The 19438-nt window shown below is 68.0% G+C and carries 17 protein-coding genes; 10 read left to right on the top strand and 7 right to left on the bottom strand.

Going from position 1 to position 19438, the window contains the following annotated elements; genetic code table 11:
• Nucleotides 1–20 precede the first annotated feature (20 nt).
• The 5 genes from ACEN9H_RS18965 to ACEN9H_RS18945 form a co-directional block, all read right to left on the bottom strand.
• Nucleotides 21–1187, bottom strand: a complete 1167-nt coding sequence (locus tag ACEN9H_RS18965; protein WP_413671657.1) for an MFS transporter — start codon at nucleotides 1185–1187, stop codon at nucleotides 21–23.
• 13 nt (nucleotides 1188–1200) lie between these two features.
• The gene (locus tag ACEN9H_RS18960; RefSeq protein ID WP_413671656.1) at nucleotides 1201–2070 is read right to left on the bottom strand and encodes a transporter; all 870 of its coding nucleotides are present in this window, start codon (nucleotides 2068–2070) and stop codon (nucleotides 1201–1203) included.
• Nucleotides 2071–2170: 100 nt separating this feature from the next.
• Nucleotides 2171–3145 (bottom strand): response regulator transcription factor, encoded by a 975-nt coding sequence (locus ACEN9H_RS18955; RefSeq protein WP_413671655.1) that lies wholly within the window; start codon nucleotides 3143–3145, stop codon nucleotides 2171–2173.
• Nucleotides 3146–3358: 213 nt separating this feature from the next.
• Nucleotides 3359–3730: a cupin domain-containing protein gene (locus ACEN9H_RS18950; RefSeq protein WP_413671654.1), complete on the bottom strand. Its 372-nt coding sequence runs from the start codon at nucleotides 3728–3730 to the stop codon at nucleotides 3359–3361.
• Between the two features lie 18 nt (nucleotides 3731–3748).
• The gene (locus ACEN9H_RS18945) at nucleotides 3749–5047 is read right to left on the bottom strand and encodes an NAD(P)/FAD-dependent oxidoreductase (RefSeq protein WP_413671653.1); all 1299 of its coding nucleotides are present in this window, start codon (nucleotides 5045–5047) and stop codon (nucleotides 3749–3751) included.
• A gap of 211 nt (nucleotides 5048–5258) precedes the next feature.
• Here ACEN9H_RS18945 and ACEN9H_RS18940 point away from each other — a divergent pair, with 211 nt between their 5' ends.
• The 4 genes from ACEN9H_RS18940 (at nucleotide 5259) to ACEN9H_RS18925 (ending at nucleotide 11241) form a co-directional block, all read left to right on the top strand.
• Complete coding sequence (locus tag ACEN9H_RS18940; RefSeq protein WP_413671652.1) at nucleotides 5259–7223, top strand: methyl-accepting chemotaxis protein; 1965 nt, start codon at nucleotides 5259–5261, stop codon at nucleotides 7221–7223.
• A gap of 114 nt (nucleotides 7224–7337) precedes the next feature.
• Nucleotides 7338–8687 (top strand): oligogalacturonate lyase family protein, encoded by a 1350-nt coding sequence (locus tag ACEN9H_RS18935; protein WP_413671651.1) that lies wholly within the window; start codon nucleotides 7338–7340, stop codon nucleotides 8685–8687.
• Nucleotides 8688–8889: 202 nt separating this feature from the next.
• The gene (dctA, locus tag ACEN9H_RS18930; protein WP_413671650.1) at nucleotides 8890–10176 is read left to right on the top strand and encodes a C4-dicarboxylate transporter DctA; all 1287 of its coding nucleotides are present in this window, start codon (nucleotides 8890–8892) and stop codon (nucleotides 10174–10176) included.
• Nucleotides 10177–10200: 24 nt separating this feature from the next.
• Nucleotides 10201–11241, top strand: coding sequence for a porin (locus ACEN9H_RS18925; protein ID WP_413671649.1), 1041 nt, complete (start codon nucleotides 10201–10203; stop codon nucleotides 11239–11241).
• A gap of 12 nt (nucleotides 11242–11253) precedes the next feature.
• Here the strand turns inward: ACEN9H_RS18925 and ACEN9H_RS18920 are convergent, their stop codons facing one another.
• A complete protein-coding gene (locus tag ACEN9H_RS18920) occupies nucleotides 11254–12177 on the bottom strand; it encodes a LysR substrate-binding domain-containing protein (protein ID WP_413671648.1) in 924 nt (307 codons plus the stop codon).
• A gap of 110 nt (nucleotides 12178–12287) precedes the next feature.
• On the opposite strand from ACEN9H_RS18920, the gene ACEN9H_RS18915 reads away from it, so the two are divergent.
• Both ACEN9H_RS18915 and ACEN9H_RS18910 read left to right on the top strand, forming a co-directional pair.
• Nucleotides 12288–13163, top strand: a complete 876-nt coding sequence (locus ACEN9H_RS18915) for an amidohydrolase family protein (RefSeq protein WP_371771152.1) — start codon at nucleotides 12288–12290, stop codon at nucleotides 13161–13163.
• A 25-nt stretch (nucleotides 13164–13188) separates the two neighbouring features.
• A complete protein-coding gene (locus ACEN9H_RS18910; RefSeq protein WP_413671647.1) occupies nucleotides 13189–13755 on the top strand; it encodes a LysR family transcriptional regulator in 567 nt (188 codons plus the stop codon).
• A gap of 7 nt (nucleotides 13756–13762) precedes the next feature.
• Here ACEN9H_RS18910 and ACEN9H_RS18905 read toward each other — a convergent pair whose 3' ends face one another.
• Nucleotides 13763–14755 carry an XdhC family protein gene (locus ACEN9H_RS18905; RefSeq protein WP_413671646.1) on the bottom strand — a complete coding sequence of 331 codons (993 nt, stop codon included), beginning with the start codon at nucleotides 14753–14755 and terminating at the stop codon, nucleotides 13763–13765.
• A 145-nt stretch (nucleotides 14756–14900) separates the two neighbouring features.
• On the opposite strand from ACEN9H_RS18905, the gene ACEN9H_RS18900 reads away from it, so the two are divergent.
• Genes ACEN9H_RS18900 through ACEN9H_RS18885 form a run of 4 tightly spaced genes read left to right on the top strand, consistent with a single transcriptional unit; the run spans nucleotide 14901 to nucleotide 19433 of the window.
• A complete protein-coding gene (locus ACEN9H_RS18900; protein ID WP_413671645.1) occupies nucleotides 14901–15743 on the top strand; it encodes an alpha/beta fold hydrolase in 843 nt (280 codons plus the stop codon).
• Between the two features lie 3 nt (nucleotides 15744–15746).
• Nucleotides 15747–16628, top strand: coding sequence for an FAD binding domain-containing protein (locus ACEN9H_RS18895; protein WP_413671644.1), 882 nt, complete (start codon nucleotides 15747–15749; stop codon nucleotides 16626–16628).
• Nucleotides 16625–18934 (top strand): xanthine dehydrogenase family protein molybdopterin-binding subunit, encoded by a 2310-nt coding sequence (locus tag ACEN9H_RS18890; RefSeq protein WP_413671643.1) that lies wholly within the window; start codon nucleotides 16625–16627, stop codon nucleotides 18932–18934. Before ACEN9H_RS18895 ends, ACEN9H_RS18890 begins: the two co-directional genes overlap by 4 nt.
• Nucleotides 18935–18944: 10 nt before the next feature.
• Nucleotides 18945–19433, top strand: a complete 489-nt coding sequence (locus ACEN9H_RS18885; RefSeq protein WP_160408873.1) for a (2Fe-2S)-binding protein — start codon at nucleotides 18945–18947, stop codon at nucleotides 19431–19433.
• Nucleotides 19434–19438: the final 5 nt, after the last annotated feature.

Raw genomic sequence — 19438 nt, 5'->3', positions numbered from 1 at the left:
TGGACTCCAGTGAGAAAGAATTACTGCTTGCGGCGCACGAGGACCGCCAGCAGGACGAGGGACAGCATGCCGAGCGCGAAGCCGGTAGCCAGCATGGGAACGAAGCCGCCGGCCTGGATCAGGTGGCCGGCCAGCAGCGGGCCGAGGGCGAGACCGCCGCCGATGACTAGGTTCGCCGCGTTGATCAGCCGGCCGGACCGGTCGGCCGCCGCGAGGCTGGCGAGGATGAAGGGCAGGGCGAACGTCCAGGCGAACTTGAACAGGAACGCGGCAGCGGCATACCGTGCGATGCCGGGCCGGCCGGCCAGCAGGGCGATCGCCGCGAGCATCAGCGCATAGCCGGCCAGCAGCACCGGCATGCGGCTGCCGCGCTGGCCGATCCACGCCGCCAGCGCCGCGCCGGCGATGCCGCACAGGGTGGCGACGGCGAGCACCTGGCCGCTGGCGTCGGCGGGGATGGAGGCCGCCTGGGCGATGGCGCCGATGAAGGTCCAGACGCCGCCGAGGCTCATGTAGAAGCCCAGCAGCGCCGCGATACCGATGACGAGTACCATCCAGCCGCCAGCCTGTGGCGCGCGCGGGCCAGCCGCGGCGGTGTCCGGGCCGCCGGCCGGGAAGCGCCGCGCCAGCGGCAGCGCGGCCGCCATCAGGATCGCCAGCAGCACGTAGAGCGCCGTCAGGCCGTAGTGCGCGAACAGGCCGGGCAGGACGGCCAGGCCGGCGGCGCCCAGCACGAGCTGGCCCATCACCCACAGGCCATACACGCGGTCCGGATTGGGCATGCGCGCAGCCGAGGCAAGGCACAGCACCATCAGCGAGCCGCCGCCCAGCGCGCTGAGGGCGCGCAGGCCGAGCAGCGCGGCATAGGAAGGCGCGGCCGCCGAGGCGAGGTTGGCGCCGATGAAGACGAGCGCCCAGAATGCGGCCGCATGGCGCCAGTCGACCCGGCGCATCCAGGCATACGCCGGCAGCGTCGCCAGGCTCATGGCGCCGAGTTCGGCGGAGAACAGGTTGCCGATCCGCGCGGGATCGAGCTGCAATTGCAGCGCCAGCTGGGCCGCGACGGCGGGCGCCGTCATCAGGATCGCGGGCGCGACGGCGGCAAAGGCGATGATGGCGGCGACGGGGCCGGACAGGGAGCGCGCGGCGCGGCCGGTCACGGCAGGGGCGTTGGTATCGACGAGCATGTCGGTCTCCGTTTCAATAGACGTGGACGTAGCGCAGCAGGAACTGGCTGGTCTGGAAGTGGTTGTCGGCGGCGACGTCGCGCCCGAGCATCGCCAGCACCTGGTTGCTGCGGTCGATCCAGCTGTGCAGTTCCAGTCCCGCCTGCGTATAGCGCTGGCGCGTCCCGGACAGCGCGGCACCGCCGAGTTTCAGTTCCCCGCCGCGGCCGTGGTAGACGCGCAGCGCCGCGTAGGTGGACGGCGTCAGGTCGTACGACGCGAACGCCTGCAGCCGGTACAGCGGCCGTTGCGCCAGCGTCTGCCCGAAGTAAGCCTTGTTGTCGCCGTAGACCTGGGCCTCCAGCGTCCCTTCGAACACCCAGCGCGTACCGATGCCGCGCGTGAGGTTCAGCATTGCGTGGGTCTGCCAGCGGTTCTGGCCCGCCGACGCATCGGGCGCATTCCTGTCGTAGGCGCCGATGGGCACGCCCACCATGACGTTCAGGCCGCTGAACGTGCGCGTGGCGGGATCGTTCAGGAAGAAGAGCGTGGCGCCGACCATCGGGTCGCCCACGCCGCGCTGGCGCTGTTCCGCCGCCGCGCCGGGAGTGCGCACGTGCGTGTCGGATACGGGGACGACGAATTGCGGGGTGCACAGCGTGCCGCAGGCGTCCGTGAACCACACGTGCCGGTAGACGAGGGCATTGACCCGCAGGTCGGTGTCCGGCACCTTGCCGCCGCCTGCACGGTAGCCGTCGGCGCGCACGACGGGCACGTAGACGATGCCGAGGGTCGTGCCGTCCGGGGCGGCGAAGAAGTCGCGGGCGTTGGTGTCGGCGGCGCCGGCATCGGCCCCGGCGAGCGCCAGTACGGCCAGTGTGGGAAGGAAAAGCGTGCGTGTCATCGGTTGTCTCCTGTGGTTGTTGTCATTGTGTACAGACGTGACGGGGCCTCGGGCGAGGCTCGCCTGGATCGGTATTACGGGTATGGGGGACGGCGGGAGGTCAGCCGTTCGGCGGCGCCTCGTGCAACAGGTGGGCGATGCCGGCCTTGCCGCGCACGCCCAGCTTGGCGTAGATGCTGCGCAGGTGGTGGCGCACGGTGTGCGGCGACATGTCCAGCGTGCGCGCGATTTCCTTGTAGGTGAGGCCTTCGCCGAACAGGCGCGCGACGTCGTTCTCGCGCGCGCTCAGTTGTTCCATCGCGTGACGGGTGCGCGCCGTCAAGAGGTACAGGTCGGTGATGCGGCGCACGTCGATCTGCAGGCGCCTGCCTTCGTAGCCGTCCGGGCACGGCGGCACGGGCAGGTGCGGGCCGACCCAGCCGGGCCACTCGGTGCGCAGCAATTCCGCGAACCCGGTTTCCGCGCCATACAGCACGCCCTCGCGATTGCAGACGGCAAGCGCCAGGCGCTGGCCGCCCAGGCTTTCGCGCATCGCCATCAATGTCCGGATCTGGTTCAGCGCGACGGCGGCAGCCAGGTGCGGCATCACGCATTCGAGCAGGCGGCATGCATCCGGCTCGAACGGCGGGGCGCCGGGACGACGGTAGAGGCTCAGGTGGTCGCTGAGCTGCGTGATCGGGTCGATGTGCACGATGCACAGGAATTCGCCGAAGCCGTGCTTTTCGCCGAGCAGGCGCAGCCCTCGCGGCGTGTCCGGCGCCTGCGTGTCGATGACGACGGCATGGCCCGGATTCGCGTGCGAGCGTTGCACGGTGATGTCTTCCGCGCGGATGGCCAGCCAGTCGTCGAGGTAGTCGCGGGGCAGGCCGTACAGGTGGCTGCTCTGCTCGAAGGGGCCTTCCGGTGTCAGGGCGGCGCGGCCCCACCAGGCTTTTTCGAACGGCAGGGCGGCGGTCAGGCAATCGAGGACGGTGTCGTGGAAGCGCTCGATGGGCTCCTCACGGGCCAGCTGGTAGGTTTCCAGCAGCAGGGCGCTCAGGTGCGCAAGACGGGTATCGGCGTTGGACGGGTTCACGGTGTCTCTTGTAGTCGCGGCATGCGCCGTCGTTATGGTATCGGTTCGCGTGGTCCTTCGAGATCATCATCGTACGGTTGCCGGCGCTTGTCCATCGCACAGATGCGGGATGCCGTGCACGCGACGCACGTAAAAAAAGCCCGCCGGTGAGGGCGGGCCGAACACTATTTTCTGGAGGAAGAATAGTGGGGAAGTTTTCGTTGGCGCGGCCGATTACTTGTCGACGACCGCGAAGAAGTGCTTGACGAAGAAGTCGCTCTGGATCTCCCACAGGACTTCGGTGCCCTGCGTGACGAACCAGCTGTCGCCCACGTGGTACGTCACCGACGCGCCGGCGGCGACGTCGGTCAGCTTGACGCTGCCCTGCACGACCGTGGCCTGCTCGTTGAACGGGTAGGTCATGCGGAACGTGCCGTGCGTGACGCCGAAGTAGCCGGCCGATACCGGGTCGGTCGGGCCGCCGAAGGTGCCTGTTGCGAAGGCTTGCACGTCGCCCGCTTCGACGGTGGCGCCGAGGTTGGTGATGGAGCCGATCGGGTGCATGTCCTGCTGGCGCAGCGAGGTGGTGATACGGGTGATGCTCATGTGTGTATATCCTTTCGATTAACGACGACCGGTCCAGTAACCGGAAACTTGGTGCCAGGTCTTGCCGGCGGTGCAGATGAGGGGACGGAACTGGTCCTTGCCGACGACGGTCGCGCGCCGTATGGAGCTGATCAGGTCGTAGCGCGGCGAGCCCTCGGCCATGCCCTCGGCGAGGATCTTGCAGATGATGTGGCTCGGCGTGACGCCGAAGCCCGCGTAAGCCTGCACGTAGAACACGTTCGGCCGGCCCGGCAGGGAACCGATCTGCGGAAACAGGTTCGCGCCGCAGGCCATCGGGCCGCCCCAGGCAAGGTCGATCTTCACGTCGCGCAGGTACGGAAATACCTTCAGCATCAGGCGGCGGTTCCATTCCTTCAGGTCTTTCGGCAGGTGGTCGATCAGCGGCGTGGCCGAGCCGAACAGCAGGCGGTTTTCCTTCGTGACGCGGTAGTAGTCGATGACGGGGCGGATGTCGCTGTACGCGCCCCGGATCGGGCTGATGCGCTCGATCAGTTCGTCCGACAGCGGCTCCGTCATGCACTGGAACGCGTACGTATTGATGGTCGAGCGGTGCAGTTCCGGCTCCATGCGGTTCAGGAAGCTGTCGCAGGCCCATAGCAGCTTATTGGCCGTGACGCTGCCCTTGGCCGTGCGCACCTTGACGCGGTCGCCGTAGATGACTTCCACGGCCGGCGAGTATTCGAAGATCTTCGCGCCGTGGTTCGACAGCGCCAGCGCTTCGCCCAGCAGCAGGTTGAGCGAGTGGACGTGGCCGCCCCCCATGTGCAGCAGGGCGCTGCCGTAGACGTCGGAGCCGATGATGCTCTTCACCTCGGACCCTTCCAGGTAGCGGATCTCGTGGCGCGAGTTCAGCGATTTGAAATCCTTTTCCCAGGCGCGCAGGGTCTTGGCCTGGCGCGCGTTGTAGCCCATGTACCCGTAGCCGTGGCAGAAGTCGGCCATGATGCCGTACTTGTCGATGCGGGCCTGGATGATGTCGGCGCCCTGGTCGCTGATCTCGAAGATCGCGCGCACGCCGTCCTCGCCGACGTCCTTCCTGATCTTGTCGAGGTCGTGGCCGATACCGGCCATGATCTGGCCGCCGTTGCGGCCCGTGCCGCCGAAGCCGAGATAGCGCGCCTCCAGCAGGGCGATGTTCTTGAAACCTTTTTCCGCCAGCTCGAGCGCCGTGTTCACGCCGCTGAAGCCGCCCCCGATGACGACGATGTCGACGTCGATGTCGTCCTCGAGGCTGGGGAAGCTGAGATCGTATTTCTTGGTTGCCGTGTAATAGGTCGCTGTTTCGATATTGATCATGATGCACCTTGTTCGACTGCGGTCGGGCGGCACGCGCCGCCCCGTTGTTGATGCCAGTATCGGCGTGGGGAAGGGCGCACCGTTATCGAAAACTGGCAGACCTGCGCCTCACTGGAGCGCGCAGGCGTCGGCAGCCTTGCCGATTTTCGATACTGCTGCCGTTGTATTGATGCCTAGAATGGCTCACACCCATTCCGCCTCCGACGATCCCATGCCCCGACTCTCCCTGTCCCTGAACGCGCGCATCTGCGCCACCGCCACCGCACTTGTGATCCTGAGCCTGGCCGCCACGGCCACCGTCATCGGCGTGAAAGGCAGCAGGGCGGCGGAGGAGGCGGCCATGCGCCAGGCGCGCACGTCCGCGCACGAAGCCGCGTATGCCCTGGAAAGCCGCCTCGGCGCCAGCCTGGCCGCCGTCGGCAACCTGGCGGCCGGCATGGCGGCAAGCCGCGGTGCAGGCATGGCGCTGACGCGGCCGCAGGTCGGCACCCTCGTCAAGGCCACGCTGCTGGGGTCCGACGATCTCGTCGGCGCTGCCGTCCTGTGGGAACCGAACGCGCTGGACGGCAGGGACGCCGAGTTCGCCGGGAAGAAGCCCGAGTACGACGACACCGGCCGCTACATGCCGTATTTCAGCCGTGGGCCCGGCGGCACGATCAACGTCGAGCCCTCCGTGCCCGACGCCGCCATCGATGTCTACAACGTGCCGCGCGACACCGGACACGCCTATTTCAGCGAGCCTTACCTCTACGCGGTGAACGGACAAAAGGTGCTGATGACTACCCTCGCTGCGCCGATCCTCATCGAGGGGCGCTTCCAGGGCATCGCCAGCGCCGACTTCATGCTGTCGCGCCTGGGCGACATCCTCAAGGGCATCAAGACGATCGACGGCGGCCGCCTGGCGCTCGTCTCGAACGCGGGCACATACGCGAGCCATCCCGCCACGGCGCGCAATGGCGCAAAGGCGGACGATATCCCGGCCGCCGGCCTGGCGAGCGTGCGCGCCGGCCGGTCGTACGAATACCGCGACGCGGCCGGCACTATCCACCTGCTGCAGCCGCTGCGGCTGGGATATGGCGCGGCGCCGTGGGCCGTCAGGCTGTCATTTCCGGAGAGCGTGGCGACGGCTTCCGCGCGCGAACTGGTGCGCCACACCGTGGTCGCGGCGCTGTGGTGCGCGGCCATCGCGGCGGCCGTGCTGGTCGCCGTGCTGCATCGCCTGACGCGGCCGTTGCGCGATCTCGGTGCCGCGATGACGGCGCTGGCCGGCGGCGACGCCGACCTTTCGCGCCGCCTGCCGGTTCGCGGCAACGATGAGCTGGCGACGATCTCCGACGGTTTCAACCGCTTCATCGCGAAGATCCAGGACGTGCTGGCGCAGGTGCGCGGCAGTTCCGGCGACGTCGCCGTCGCGAGCGGCGAGATCCGGCGCGGCAATCTCGACCTGTCGGCCCGTACCGAAAGCCAGGCCAGCGCGCTGGAAGAAACGGCGGCCGCGATCGAGGAATTGACGGGCACTGTCCGGCAGAACGCTGACAATGCGCGCACGGCCGACCAGCTGGCCGCCACGGCCTCCGGCATCGCCGGCCGTGCGGGCGTCGTCGTCGGCCAGGTGGTGGAATCGATGGCCTCGATCGAGGCGTCGTCGCGCAAGATCGTCGACATCATCGCGGTGATCGACGGGATCGCGTTCCAGACGAATATCCTCGCACTGAACGCGGCGGTGGAGGCCGCGCGCGCGGGCGAGCAGGGCCGCGGTTTCGCCGTCGTCGCCGCCGAGGTGCGTACGCTGGCGCAGCGCAGTGCCGCGGCGGCGAAGGAGATCAAGGGCCTGATAGGCGACGCGGCGGCGCAGGTGGGCGTCGGCACGGCGCTTGTCGGCGAGGCCGGCAGGACGATGGGCGACGTCGTGGACAGCGTGCGCCGCGTCACGGCCACGATCGCCGAGATCGCGGCGGCCAGTGCCGAACAGAGCGCGGGCCTCGCCCAGATCAACCAGTCGATCGGGCAGATCGACGGCATCACGCAGCAGAATGCGGCACTTGTCGAGGAAGCGGCGGCGGCGGCGGACAGCCTGCAACGGCAGGCCGACCGGCTTGTTGCACTTGTGGGACAGTTCCGCTCGGATGGCATCCGTGGCGCGCGCACTGCTCTCCAGTTCAGTGCCGGGTCGTAGCGCTGCGAATTCGCGGACTTGAACAAGTCAATCATCACGCTGAGCACTTCCGTCCAGTCAACGGTTTCATAATGAATCTCCAATCTGGTTTTCGTTGCAAACAATGGAGTCTTCATGTTCGGGTCCCGCATTTTTCGCGCAGCCGTGATCGCTGCCGCCTGTATCGGCGCACACGCATTGGCCGATACGCTTCCGTCCACCTGGGTCGACAAGGATACCGGGCACCGCGTCTGGCGCCTGACCCCGGAGCCGGATTCCGCGTCGCTGTACTTCAACTATACGGCGGTGAGCCCGGACGGCAAGTGGATGGTGTATAACGCGCCGGACGGTATCCACGGCCTCGACCTCGTCACACGCAAGACGCGGTTGCTGGTGGCTAACCACGGTGACCGGATGGCGACCCGGACGATCGCTGTCGGACGCAAGTCGAACGTCGTGTTCTTTCTCAGCGATGATCCGGCAACCCATGCGACGTCGGTGAACCAGGTCGACTTCGATACGGGCGTCGTGCGCAAGCTCGTCGACGTACCGGCCGGCTACAAGATCGACAGCATCAATGCCGACGACACGCTCGCGGCCGGCACGTATGAGATAAAGGGCGAGGCGAAGGCACGCCAGGACGCTCCCGGCGGCCCGCTGAACCAGCCGCGCAACAAGGGCGAGATGATGGAGCGGCGGCTCGCCGCGCGCATTCCGCTCGTCCTGTTCACGATCGACCTGAAGAGTGGCAAGGAAACCCGGTTGTTGCGGTCGACGGACTGGATCAATCACCTGCTGTTTTCGCCTACCGATCCGGGCCTGCTGATGTATTGCCACGAAGGCCCATGGCAAAAGGTGGATCGGATATGGACGATCCGGACGGACGGCTCCGCCAACACGCTCATTCACCGCCGTACGATGGCGATGGAAATCGCCGGGCACGAGTTCTGGGGACAGGACGGCAAGACCGTCTGGTACGACTGGCAGTATCCGAAAGGCGCGGCATTCTACGTGGCGGGCTATAACCTGGAGACGGGCCGGCGGACGGCATACCAGCTCGAGCGCAACGATTGGTCGATCCATTTCAACGTATCGAACGACGGCACCCTGTTCGCAGGCGACGGCGGCGACCCTGGCCAGGTGGCGCATGCGCCCGATGGAGAGTGGATCGTGCTGCTCCGGCCGCAGTCAGTGCTCGGGCCGGGCGCGATCAACCAGAAGGACTTCTGGCAGCCCGGCGTGTTCCGGCCGGAGCGGCTCGTCAACATGGCGCATCACAACTACCACCTCGAGCCAAACATCCGGTTCACACCGGATAAGAAAATGGTGGTGTTCCGCACCAACATGTTCGGCCCGACCTATGTGCTCGGCGTCGAGGTCGACAAGACTGCCGCCGGTGCCGCGGACGTCATGTCGACGCCCGATCTGGCACGCCGCTTCAATCCCGTCGCACCGGTCGCCACCGGGGCCGTCGCGGCGAAATGATGACATGACCGCGCCCGCGCATGCCATGCGCGGCGGTCCATGTCGATCAGGCCGGCGCTTTCGCGCGGCCAGTCCGGTCCGCGACGCATGACCGGTATTCGTATTGAACATATCAGCTAGCGCGATATTGTCATTGTTTGTTTTCTGCCCCATGGACAAAATTGGACCTTACACAGCCAATAATATCCAGAGGAGACATGAAATGCTGACAACTACTGCCGGCGCTGTTGTGCCGGTCGCCCGACGCTGGTATCGACAATTGTGGATACAGGTCCTGGTCGCGATGGCGCTCGGCATCCTGCTGGGCCACTTCTTCCCGGGCCTCGGTACGAAGATGCAACCACTGGGCGACGGCTTCATCAAGCTGATCCGCATGCTGATCGCCCCGATCATCTTTTGTACCGTCGTTCTGGGCATCGCGAAAATGGACGACATGTCGCGCGTCGGCCGCGTGGCCTTGAAAGGCCTGCTGTATTTCGAGGTCATGACGACGATCGCACTGGCGGTCGGGCTGATTGTCGTCAACCTGTGGCAGCCGGGCGCGGGCATGAACGTGAACGCGTCCAATCTCGATACGCACTCGATCCAGAACTACGTGGCGCAAGGCCACGAGGCCGGCATCGTACCCTTCATCATGAACATCATCCCCTCCACGATGGTGGGCTCGTTGTCCGAAGGTCATATCTTGCAAGTCCTGCTGGTGTCCGTGCTGCTGGGTTGCGCGCTGGTCCGTGCCGGCGAGGTCGGCAAACCCGTCATCGGGCTGCTCGAAGGGCTGTCGAAAGTCTTCTTCGGCATGGTCGGCATCGTCATGTGGGCGGCGCCGCTGGGCGCGTTCGGCGCGATCGCGTTCACGGTGGGGAAATATGGGGCGTCGGCCCTGCTGTCGCTGGGCAACCTGCTCGTTTGCTTCTACGTGACCTGCCTGATCTTCATTTTCGGCATTCTCGCCCCGATCGCCCGCCTGTGCGGCTTCAGCCTGTTCAAGCTGATGCGCTACCTGCGCGAGGAGATTCTCGTCTGCCTCGCGACGACGTCGTCGGAAAGCGTATTGCCGCGCATGCTGACGAAGATGGAGCAGCTCGGCTGCAAGCCCAGCGTCGTGGGGCTGATCATTCCGACCGGTTATTCGTTCAACCTGGACGGCACCTGCCTGTACCTGGCGAGCGTCACCGTATTCCTCGCCCAGGCGACGAATACGCCGCTGGACCTGACGCAGCAGATCGTCCTGCTCGGCGTACTGCTGCTGACGTCGAAAGGCGCGGCGGGCGTGGCCGGGGCCGCGTTCGTGGTGCTGGCGGCGACCCTGTCGACGGTCGGGTCGATCCCGGTGGCCAGCGTCGCCCTGATCCTCGGTGTGCACCGCCTGCTGTCCGAAGGCATGACCCCGACGAACCTCATCGGTAATGCCGTCGCGACGATCGTCATCTCGAAATGGGAAAAGGCGCTCGACGTCGAGACCATGCACCGCGTGCTGAACCGCGAATAAAACAAATCCAGAGGAGACAAACCCATGTGCAGCCCGCACCGCACGGCCGCAGGCCGGCTCGTTGCCGTCTTATTCGCAAGCGCCGGCCTCGCCGGCACCCTCGACGCCCATGCCGCCGACGGCGTCCAGCTGTATGGCCTCATCGGCAGCTACGTCGGCAGCATGAAGCGCAGCGACAACGTCAACCGGGCGACCGTCGTCGGTTCCGGCGGTCTCACCACGTCGTGGTGGGGCGTGCGCGGCAGCGAGGATCTCGGCGACGGCATGAAAGCCGTGTTCCAGCTGGAACAGTTCTTCCAGCCCGACACGGGAGGCGCGGGCCGCAGCGCCGCCGACCCGACGGGCTTCTCGCGCAGCGCCTGGGTCGGCCTGGCGGGGCGCTTCGGCCAGGTCACGCTGGGTCGGCACACGTCGCCGTACTACGTGTCGATGCAGATGGTGAACCCGTTCGGCGCGTCCGTCGTCTTTTCGCCGCTCGTCGTGCAGAGCTACGTGGCGGCGTTCGGGAACACCGTGATCGGCGACACGGTGTGGAACAACGCGATCCAGTACGTCGCGCCGACCATCGACGGACTCGCTGCCACGCTGATCTATGCGCCTGGCGAGGTCGCGGGGAAGAGCAGCGTGAACAATGCCGGCATCCACGTCCGCTATGTGCGCGACAGGCTCGTCGCGGTCTTCTCGGCGCAGCGCGTGCGCACGGCGGCCGTCGCGCCGTCGACCGAACAGACGGCGTATCTCGCCGGCGTCGCCCACGATGCCGGCTGGGCCAAGCTGTACGCATCGGCGCAGGCGACGGACAACGCCGTCACCAACGTCAGGTCACGCACCTGGCAGCTCGGCACCTCGGTTCCCGTCACGAAGGGCGGATCGATCCTCGCATCGTGGGCCCGGACGACGGTCGACAATCCCGCGGCGCACGTGGGGACGCACGATACCGGCGCCCTCGGGTACGACCACTACCTGTCGCGCCGCACCGACGTGTACGCGACGTACCTGTACGACCACGTCGCCGGCAGGGTGAAGGGCAACAGCGTCGCCGTCGGCATCCGTCACCTGTTCTGAACGAGGCTGGCGCTACCCGAGGTAGGCGTCGATGTGCTTTTGGCGCGCCTCGTAGAGAGGAATGATCTCGCTTTCCAGCATGGCCACGGCGCGCGTGGCCAGGCGCGACAGCGGATGCTGGTTGCTGGTGCCGATGGCCATGCGCCCGAGGATGCCGGGCTCGGTGATGCGCGTGCAGCGGAAGCGCCGCTGGCGCGGATCCGCGAGGATGGCATTCAGCGGCAGCACGGCGTGGCCGTAGCCCTCGTCGATCAGGTCGAGGATCGGCGGAACGGCATCGATCTCGAGTGCGATCTGCAACTGGATGCCCCGTTCGGCGGCGCACATCTCCACGAGGGTGCGGATCGTATGCTGGCGGCCCGGAATGATCAGCGGGTAACGCGGCAGCGCCTTCAACGGGATCGCGGACGGGACGTCGGCGCCGGCCCGGCTGATCAGGAACATCTCTTCCGAAAACAGCGGGCGCTTGTCGACCAGGGGCGTCTCGCCCGTGTCGTACAGGATGGCGGCGTCGATCCGTCCCATCGCCAGCCATTCGCCCAGATAGCTCGACAAACCTTCGGACACCGTGATCTTCGCCTGCGGGAACTGGGCGTGGAAACTGCGCACGAGCGACACCGTCGCGAAGCGCGCCACGCTTGGCGCGAGGCCGATCTTGAAATCCCCGTCGAGTGTGCCCTGCAGGTTCTTCAGGGCATGTTGGGCCGCGTCCACCTGGCGCAGGATGCCCTTGCTGTGTTCGAGCAGTACCTTGCCCGCTTCGGTCAGCACGACGCCGCGTCCGTTGCGGCGCAGGAGATTCTGGCGCAAGTCTACTTCGAGCTGGCGCACGAGCCGGCTCAGCGCGGGCTGGGGGCGGTCGAGGATGGCGGCGGCGCGCGTAAAACTGCTCAGTTCGGCGACGTGCACGAAGGCTTCGAGCTGGTCGAGGTTCATGGGTTCGGATATGCAAAAAGTGCATAGAAGCTAGTTAGGTATTGCCATTGTATGGGTATCAGGCGAGCGGCACAATCGACGGACAGACTCAATCACCAGGAATCACCGACATGAAATCTTGCCTGCCTCCCGATCCCCATCCCGTCCAGCCCACCCACCGGCTGCCGCCTGGTGCCTGCGATGCCCATTGCCATGTGTTCGGGCCGGCCGACCGCTTCCCCTACGCACCGGACCGCACTTACACGCCGCCCGATGCGCCGGTCGAGGCGCTGCGCGCGCTCCATGGCCGCCTCGGGATCTCCCGCGCCGTGATCGTGCACGCAAGCTGCCATGGCACGGACAACGCGGTGACGCTGGATGCGATCCGGTCGAGCAACGGCGCGTACCGTGGCGTGGCCAACGTGCGGGCGGACATCACGGACAATGAACTCGCCGACCTGCACGCGGGCGGCATCCGCGGCATCCGCTTCAATTTCGTCAGGCATCTCGGCGGCGTGCCGGACGTGGCGGTCATCGACACGATGGTGCGCCGGATCGCGCCGCTGGGCTGGCACATCGTGCTGCACTTCGACGCCGAGGACATCCCGCAGCAGCAGGCCATGCTGCGCAAGATCACGGTGCCGTTCGTGATCGACCACATGGGGCGCGTACGCGCGGAGCACGGGCTGGAACAGCGCCCGTTCCAGATGCTGCTGCAACTGATGCGCGAAAACCCGCTGGCCTGGGTCAAGATTTGCGGCGCGGAGCGCGTCTCGGCCGGCAAACGGCCGTTCCACGACGCGATCCCGTTCGCGCGGCAGCTCATCGCGACCGCGCCGGAGCGCCTGCTGTGGGGTACCGACTGGCCGCATCCGAACATCTCGAAGGACATGCCGAACGATGGCGAGCTGGTCGACCTGTTCCACGCGTTCACGGACGACCGGCGCGTCCAGAAGCAGATCCTGGTCGACAACCCCGCGGCGCTGTACGGCTTCGCGCCGCTGTAACCGGACGTCCGGGCGGAGCGTAGCGATGCAGGACGACCTGTTGCGCCAGCTGCACGCGTTCGGCGCGGTAGCGGAGAGCGGCGGCATCCGCCCGTCCAGCCTCGTGCTGGCGCGCTCGCCGGCGACGTCCACCCGCGCGGTCGCGCGCATGGAGCGCATCCTCGCGGTGATGCTGTTCGAGCGGACGGTGGGCGGCATGCGGCTGACGCCGGCCGGCGCCGGCGTGCTGGCGCGGGCCCGCAGGATCCGGGACGAACTGGCCGCCGTCCATGCCCAGGCGCTGGATTCGTGTCAGCGGACCGGTCCCGTCGCCGCGCTGTCGGCGCTGTTCAACGAACGGCGCCTGCAACTGGCCGTGGCGCTCGCGCTGCTGGGGCGGATGCCGGACGTGGCGCACCTGGCCGACGTGTCGCAGCCGGCGGTCAGCCAGGCCATTGCGCGGCTCGAGGCCGACCTGGGGCAGCCGGTCTTCGTGCGCGGCGGCCCGCGCATGGAACCGACCGACATCGGGAGCCGCTGGATCATCCATTTCACCCGCGTGCTGCACGAGCTGCAGCAGCTGCGGCAGTGCGCCGGTGCGTACCGCCCGTGACGCCGGCTCAGGCGGCCGCCAGCGCCTTGCCGCCGGCCACGGACATTTGCGCAGGCAGCGCCACGCCATTCTTCACCGCGACCAGCTCCGCGAGGATCGAGATCGCGATCTCGTACGGGGTCTTGCTGCCGATGTACAGGCCGATCGGGCCGTGCAGCTTCGCGACCTGGTCCCCGGTGAGATCGAACGCGCGCAGGCGTTCGCGCCGCCGCGCGTCGTTGGCGCGCGAGCCGATGGCGCCGACGTAGAACGCGTCCGTCCTGAGTGCCTCCATCAGCGCGAGGTCGTCCAGTTTCGGGTCGTGGGTGAGGGCGATCACGGCGCTGCGGCTGTCCAGCTTCATCTCCAGCACGAGGTCGTCCGGCATCGCGTGCACGACCTCCACGCCCGGCAGGCTCCAGCTCGCGCGGTATTCTTCGCGCGGGTCGCACACGGTCACTTCGTATTCCAGCCCGACGGCGATCTGCGCCAGGAATTGCGACAGCTGGCCGGCGCCGATGATCAGCATACGCAGCAACGGTCCATGCACGGTGGCGAGCGCCCGGTCGTCCATGCGCAGCCGGTCGTCCGGGCGGGCCGGGGCCAGCGTGACGCCGCCCGTCGCCAGGTCGAGCGTGCGCCGCGTCAGCACCCGGCGCCGTGCCAGCGCGTGCAGTTCCGCGATGCGGCTGTGCGGTCCCAGCGGCTCCACGACCAGCTGGATCGTGCCGCCGCAGGGCAGGCCGAAGCGGTGCGCCTCGTCCGCCGAGATGCCGTAGGTGACGACTTCCGGGCGCCTGCGGGTGATGCCGTGCGTGCGCACCGCGGCGATCAGGTCGTCCTCGATGCAGCCGCCCGAGACCGAGCCGACGACCATGCCGTCGGTCCGGATCGCCATCGTGGCGCCTTCCGGCCGCGGACTCGAGCCCCAGGTCCGGACCACGGTCACGTATTCACAGGGCTGGCCCGCCGCCAGCCACGCGTCGCAGGCCTTCAGCACTTCCAGGTCGATGTTGTCCATGGGGCGAGTGTAGCGGCGGGACCGGTCGTGCAAACGATGAAATATTTTCATGCCCGCCATGAGGAATCGTCGTTTGCGGGCGCCGCGGTGCGTCATCAATATGTCCAGCATCACCGACATCGATGACGTCATGGAGAACCCACCAATGAGCAATACACACCCTGCGGGCCCCGCCTTTGCCGCTGCGGGCGACGGGACGCGGATCGCGTACCGCCGCTTCGGCCGGCGCGGCAGCCGGCAGCGCATCCTGCTGTTGCATTCCCTCGCGATGGACGGCCTGTTCTGGGAGCCGGTCGCGGATCGGCTGGCCGGCGAGGCCGACATCGTCGCCGTCGACTGCCGCGGCCACGGCCTGTCCGGCAAGCCTGCCGGCCCGTACCACGCCGCGCAATTCGCCGACGACGTCCGCGCCGTCTGTACGGCGATCGGCTTCGGGCCGGCCGTCGTGGCCGGCGCGTCGATGGGCGGCTGCGTGGCGCTGCAGTTCGCCGCCAGCCATCCCGGATCGACATGTGCGCTCGGCCTGTTCGATACCACGGCCTGGTACGGCCCCACCGCGCCGGCCGACTGGAGGCAGCGGGCCGACAAGGCACGCGCCGAAGGCCTGCGCGCGCTGGTCGGCTTCCAGAGCACGCGCTGGTTCAGCGACGCCTTCCGTGAAGCCCATCCGGACGTGCTCGCGCGCGCGGTCGACACCTTCCTGCGCAACGATGTCGAGGCATTCGCGTCCACGTGCGGGATGCTCGGCGACTTCGACGGCCGCGCGCTGCTGGCGGACATCGCGGTACCGACAGCCATCCTCGTGGGCGAAGACGACTACGCGACGCCGGTCGCGATGGCGCAGGTCCTGCATGGCGGCATCGCCGGCTCGACGCTGGACGTACTGCCCGGCGCCCGCCACCTGACGCCGCTCGAACAGACCGACGCCGTCGCCGACGCGCTGCGCGGCCTGCTGGCCCGCAGCCGGACAACGCAAACACAGGAGTAAGCGATGGCACCCTTCGAACTCGCGCGTCCCGCCTCGCTGCAGGACGCGATTGCGCTCCTCGATCCCGAGGACCCGGACATCCGCCCGGTCGGCGGCGGCACGGCGGTGATGCTGATGATGAAGGCGGGCGTGCTGCGTCCGACGCGGCTCGTCAGCCTGGCCGGCATCGAACCGGAACATGCGCGGCTGGGCGTCGGGGCCGACGGCGCGCTGCGCATCGGCGGCCTCGCGCGCCTGTCGGCGCTTGAGCACTCGGTCGCCGTCAGGGAAGGCTGGCCGATGCTGGCGCGTACCCTGCGCACCCTGTCCAACGTGCGTGTGCGCCACGTGGCCACCGTGGGCGGCAACCTGGCTCACGCCGATCCGCACATGGACCTGCCGCCCGTGCTGTCCGCGCTGGGCGCGCGGGTGACGGTCACGGGGCCGGACGGGACGAGAACCCTGCCGGTCGAGGACCTGTCGACCGGCTACTACGAGACGGTCCTCGCGCGCGACGAACTGGTCACCGCCGTCGACGTCCCGGCGCAGGCCGGCCGCGCCGGCGCCTACATGAAGGTCACGACGCGCGCGGCGCACGACTGGCCGGCGCTGGGCGTGGCCGTCGTGCTCGACCTCGACGGCGAACAGGTCCGCGACGCCCGCGTCTTCGTCGGGGCCGCCACGGACCGGCCGACCCGCCTCGCGGGCGCCGAAGCGCTGCTGCGCGGCGCGGCGGCGCACGACGACGCGGTGCTGAAGCGGGCCGGCGAAGCGGCGGCCGCGGAACTCGACATCGTCGGCGATCCGCACGGCTCCGCCAGCTACAAGAAACACCTGCTATCGGTCTACCTGGGACGCGCCGTCAGGTGCGCGCTCGCGGGCGGGGCCGGAAAGGAACACGCATGAATCGTAACGATACCGCCGCGGCGACGGCACCGGAACGCCAGATCGGGCGCCACCTCGACCGCCTCGAATCGCGCGCCAAGGTGACCGGACGCGCCGAATACATCCACAACCTGGTCTTGCCGGGGATGCTGCACGCGAAGATCTTCCGCAGCACGGTCGCGCACGGCCGCATCGTGGGCATCGACGTCGAGGCCGCGCGCGCCCTCGAGGGCGTGCATGCCGTCTACACGGCCGAGGACATCCTGCGCGTGATCCCGGTGCCATACTACGGCCCGGCGTTCCACGACCAGCCCATCCTCGCGATCGGCAAGGTGCACTACGTCGGCGAACCGGTCGCCGTGGTCCTCGCCAGCGACCCGCACGTGGCCGAGGAGGCGACCCACCTGATCGTCGCCGACTACGAGGAATTGCCGGCCGTGTTCGACGAGGTCGAGGCCGCGAGTTCCGGCGTCCACGTGCACGACACCCTGAAGCCGGCCGGCACGTTCCCCGACCTGAAGCACCTGGCGGGCCGCAGCGGCACGAACGTGGCGCTCGACTTCAAGCTGCGCCGCGGCGACCCGGACGCGGCGTTCGCGGCCGCCGACCATGTGTTCGAACACACGTTCCGCACGCAGCAGGTGATGCACGTGCCGCTCGAGCCGATGGTCTCGGTGGCGGAAGCGGGCGACGGTACGCTGACCATCCACACGGCGTCGCAGAGCCCGTCCTTCGTGCGCATCGAGATCGCGCGCCTGCTGGGCTGGGCCGAGAACCAGGTGCGCGTGCGCACCGCGCTGCTGGGCGGCGGCTTCGGCGCCAAGCTGTACATCAAGCTGGAAGCGCTGGCGGCCGCGCTGGCGCTGCTGGCGCGCCGTCCCGTGCGCGTCGCGCTGACGATGGAAGAGCAGTTCTTCACCATCACCAAGCACGCGACCACGGTGCGCATCAAGACCGCGGTGACGAACGACGGCAGGATCACGGCGCGCAAGTGCGACGTCTACTGGAACGGCGGCGCCTACGCCGACATCGGTCCGCGCGTGACGCAGAAGTCCGGCTTCACGGCGACTGGCCCGTACGAGATCGACAACGTGTCGATCGACTCCTACGCCGTCTACACCAATCTGCCGCCGGCCGGCGCCTTTCGCGGCTTCGGCATCCCGCAGGTGGTGTGGCCGTACGAGAGCCAGGCCGACATCATCGCACGCGCGCTGAAAATCGACCCGGTCGAATTCCGCCGCAAGAACATCCTGCGCGACGGCCGCGAGCACCCGACCGGTACCGTGATGCGCGACGCCGCACTCGAGCTGGTGCTGGACCGCGTCGCCGACCGCCTGTGCTGGAACGAGCCGTTCGACCACGGCAGCGGCACGGTGAAACGCGGGCGCGGCATCGGCATCGGCTTCAAGGCGCTGGTGGCGCCGACGACGTCGGTCGCGATGGTCAGCCTGGGCGGCGACGGCAGCTGCATCGTCTATTCGAGCACGGTCGACATGGGCCAGGCGTCCGACACGGCAATGGCGCTGGTCGCGGGCGAGGTGCTGGGCATCGCCGCCGAACGCATCAAGGTCATCCACCCGGACACGGACGTGACGCCGTACGACATGGCGACGCTCGGTTCGCGCTCCACGTTCCACATGGGCCACGCGGTGCGCCTCGCGGCCGAGGATGCGCTGGCGAAAATGCGCGCGCTGGCGGCCGAGCTGGGCCTGCCGTCCGACGGACGCCTGGACGCCGGCGTCCTGCTGAAGAAGAAGTACGGCATGCCGGCCGGTAACGTGGTGGGCGTCGGGAGCTTCATGCCCGGCTACGTGAAGCCGGATGCCGAGACGGGACAGTCGCCGGACATCACGCCGAACTGGATGGTGGGCGGCTGCGGCGTCGAGGTCGAGGTGGACACCGAGACCGGCCACTTCCGCATCGTCCGCTTCGAGAACGTGGTCGACTGCGGCACGCCGCTCAACCCGAAGGTGGTCGACACTCAGATCTCGGGCGCGGCCATCATGCAGCTGGGTCTCACGATGCTGGAGCGGATGGAGTTCGATGCCACCGGCCAGCTGCGCAATGCCTCGTTCTCCGAATACAAGATCCCGGGCATTCACGACATCCCGCCGGTGATCGGCCGCGAGGTCGTCGACGCGCACCAGGCCAATGGCCCGTTCGGCGCCAAGGGCGTGGGCGAGAGCGCGACGTTCGGCGTCGCCTCCGCCATCGCCGAGGCGATCGAGGACGCGGTGGGCGTGCGCCTGACGGCGCTGCCGCTGACGCCCGAAGCCGTCTACCGCGCCATGTGCGCGGCCCGCAACGAACCCCTGTCCGAGGAATGAAGACATGACCATGAGCGACACCACCATCGAGATCCGCTTCGTGCTGAACGGCGCGCCGGTCCGCACCCGCGTGCAGCCGCACGAGACCCTGCTCGACGTGCTGCGCCGCGACTTCGCGCTGTACGGCGCGCGCGAAAGCTGCGGCCAGGGCCTGTGCGGCTGCTGCACGCTGGACGTCAACGGCGAGACCGTGTCGGGCTGCCTGTACCTCGCGGCCATGGCCGACGGCGCCACGGTCGGCACCATCGAGCAGCTCGATGCGGACGGCACGCTGGATCCGGTGCAGGAAGCCTTCATCGAATGCGGCGCCTTCCAGTGCGGCTTCTGCACCTCCGGCATGATCATGATGAGCCGCGAGCTGCTGCGCCACAATGCCGATCCGTCGGAGTCCGACATCAAGAGCTATTTGTCGGGTAACCTGTGCCGTTGCGCGACTTACCCGGAGGTGGTCTCCGCGGTCAGGCTGGCTGCGTGCAAGCGCCGTAAAGAATCCGCCTGAGCGGG

Origin of the sequence: Massilia cellulosiltytica, assembly GCF_047325105.1 — a bacterium.
Taxonomy (GTDB): domain Bacteria; phylum Pseudomonadota; class Gammaproteobacteria; order Burkholderiales; family Burkholderiaceae_D; genus Telluria; species Telluria orientalis.
The sequence above is the reverse complement of the archived record's forward strand: the minus strand, read 5'-3'. Positions and strand labels throughout refer to the sequence as shown.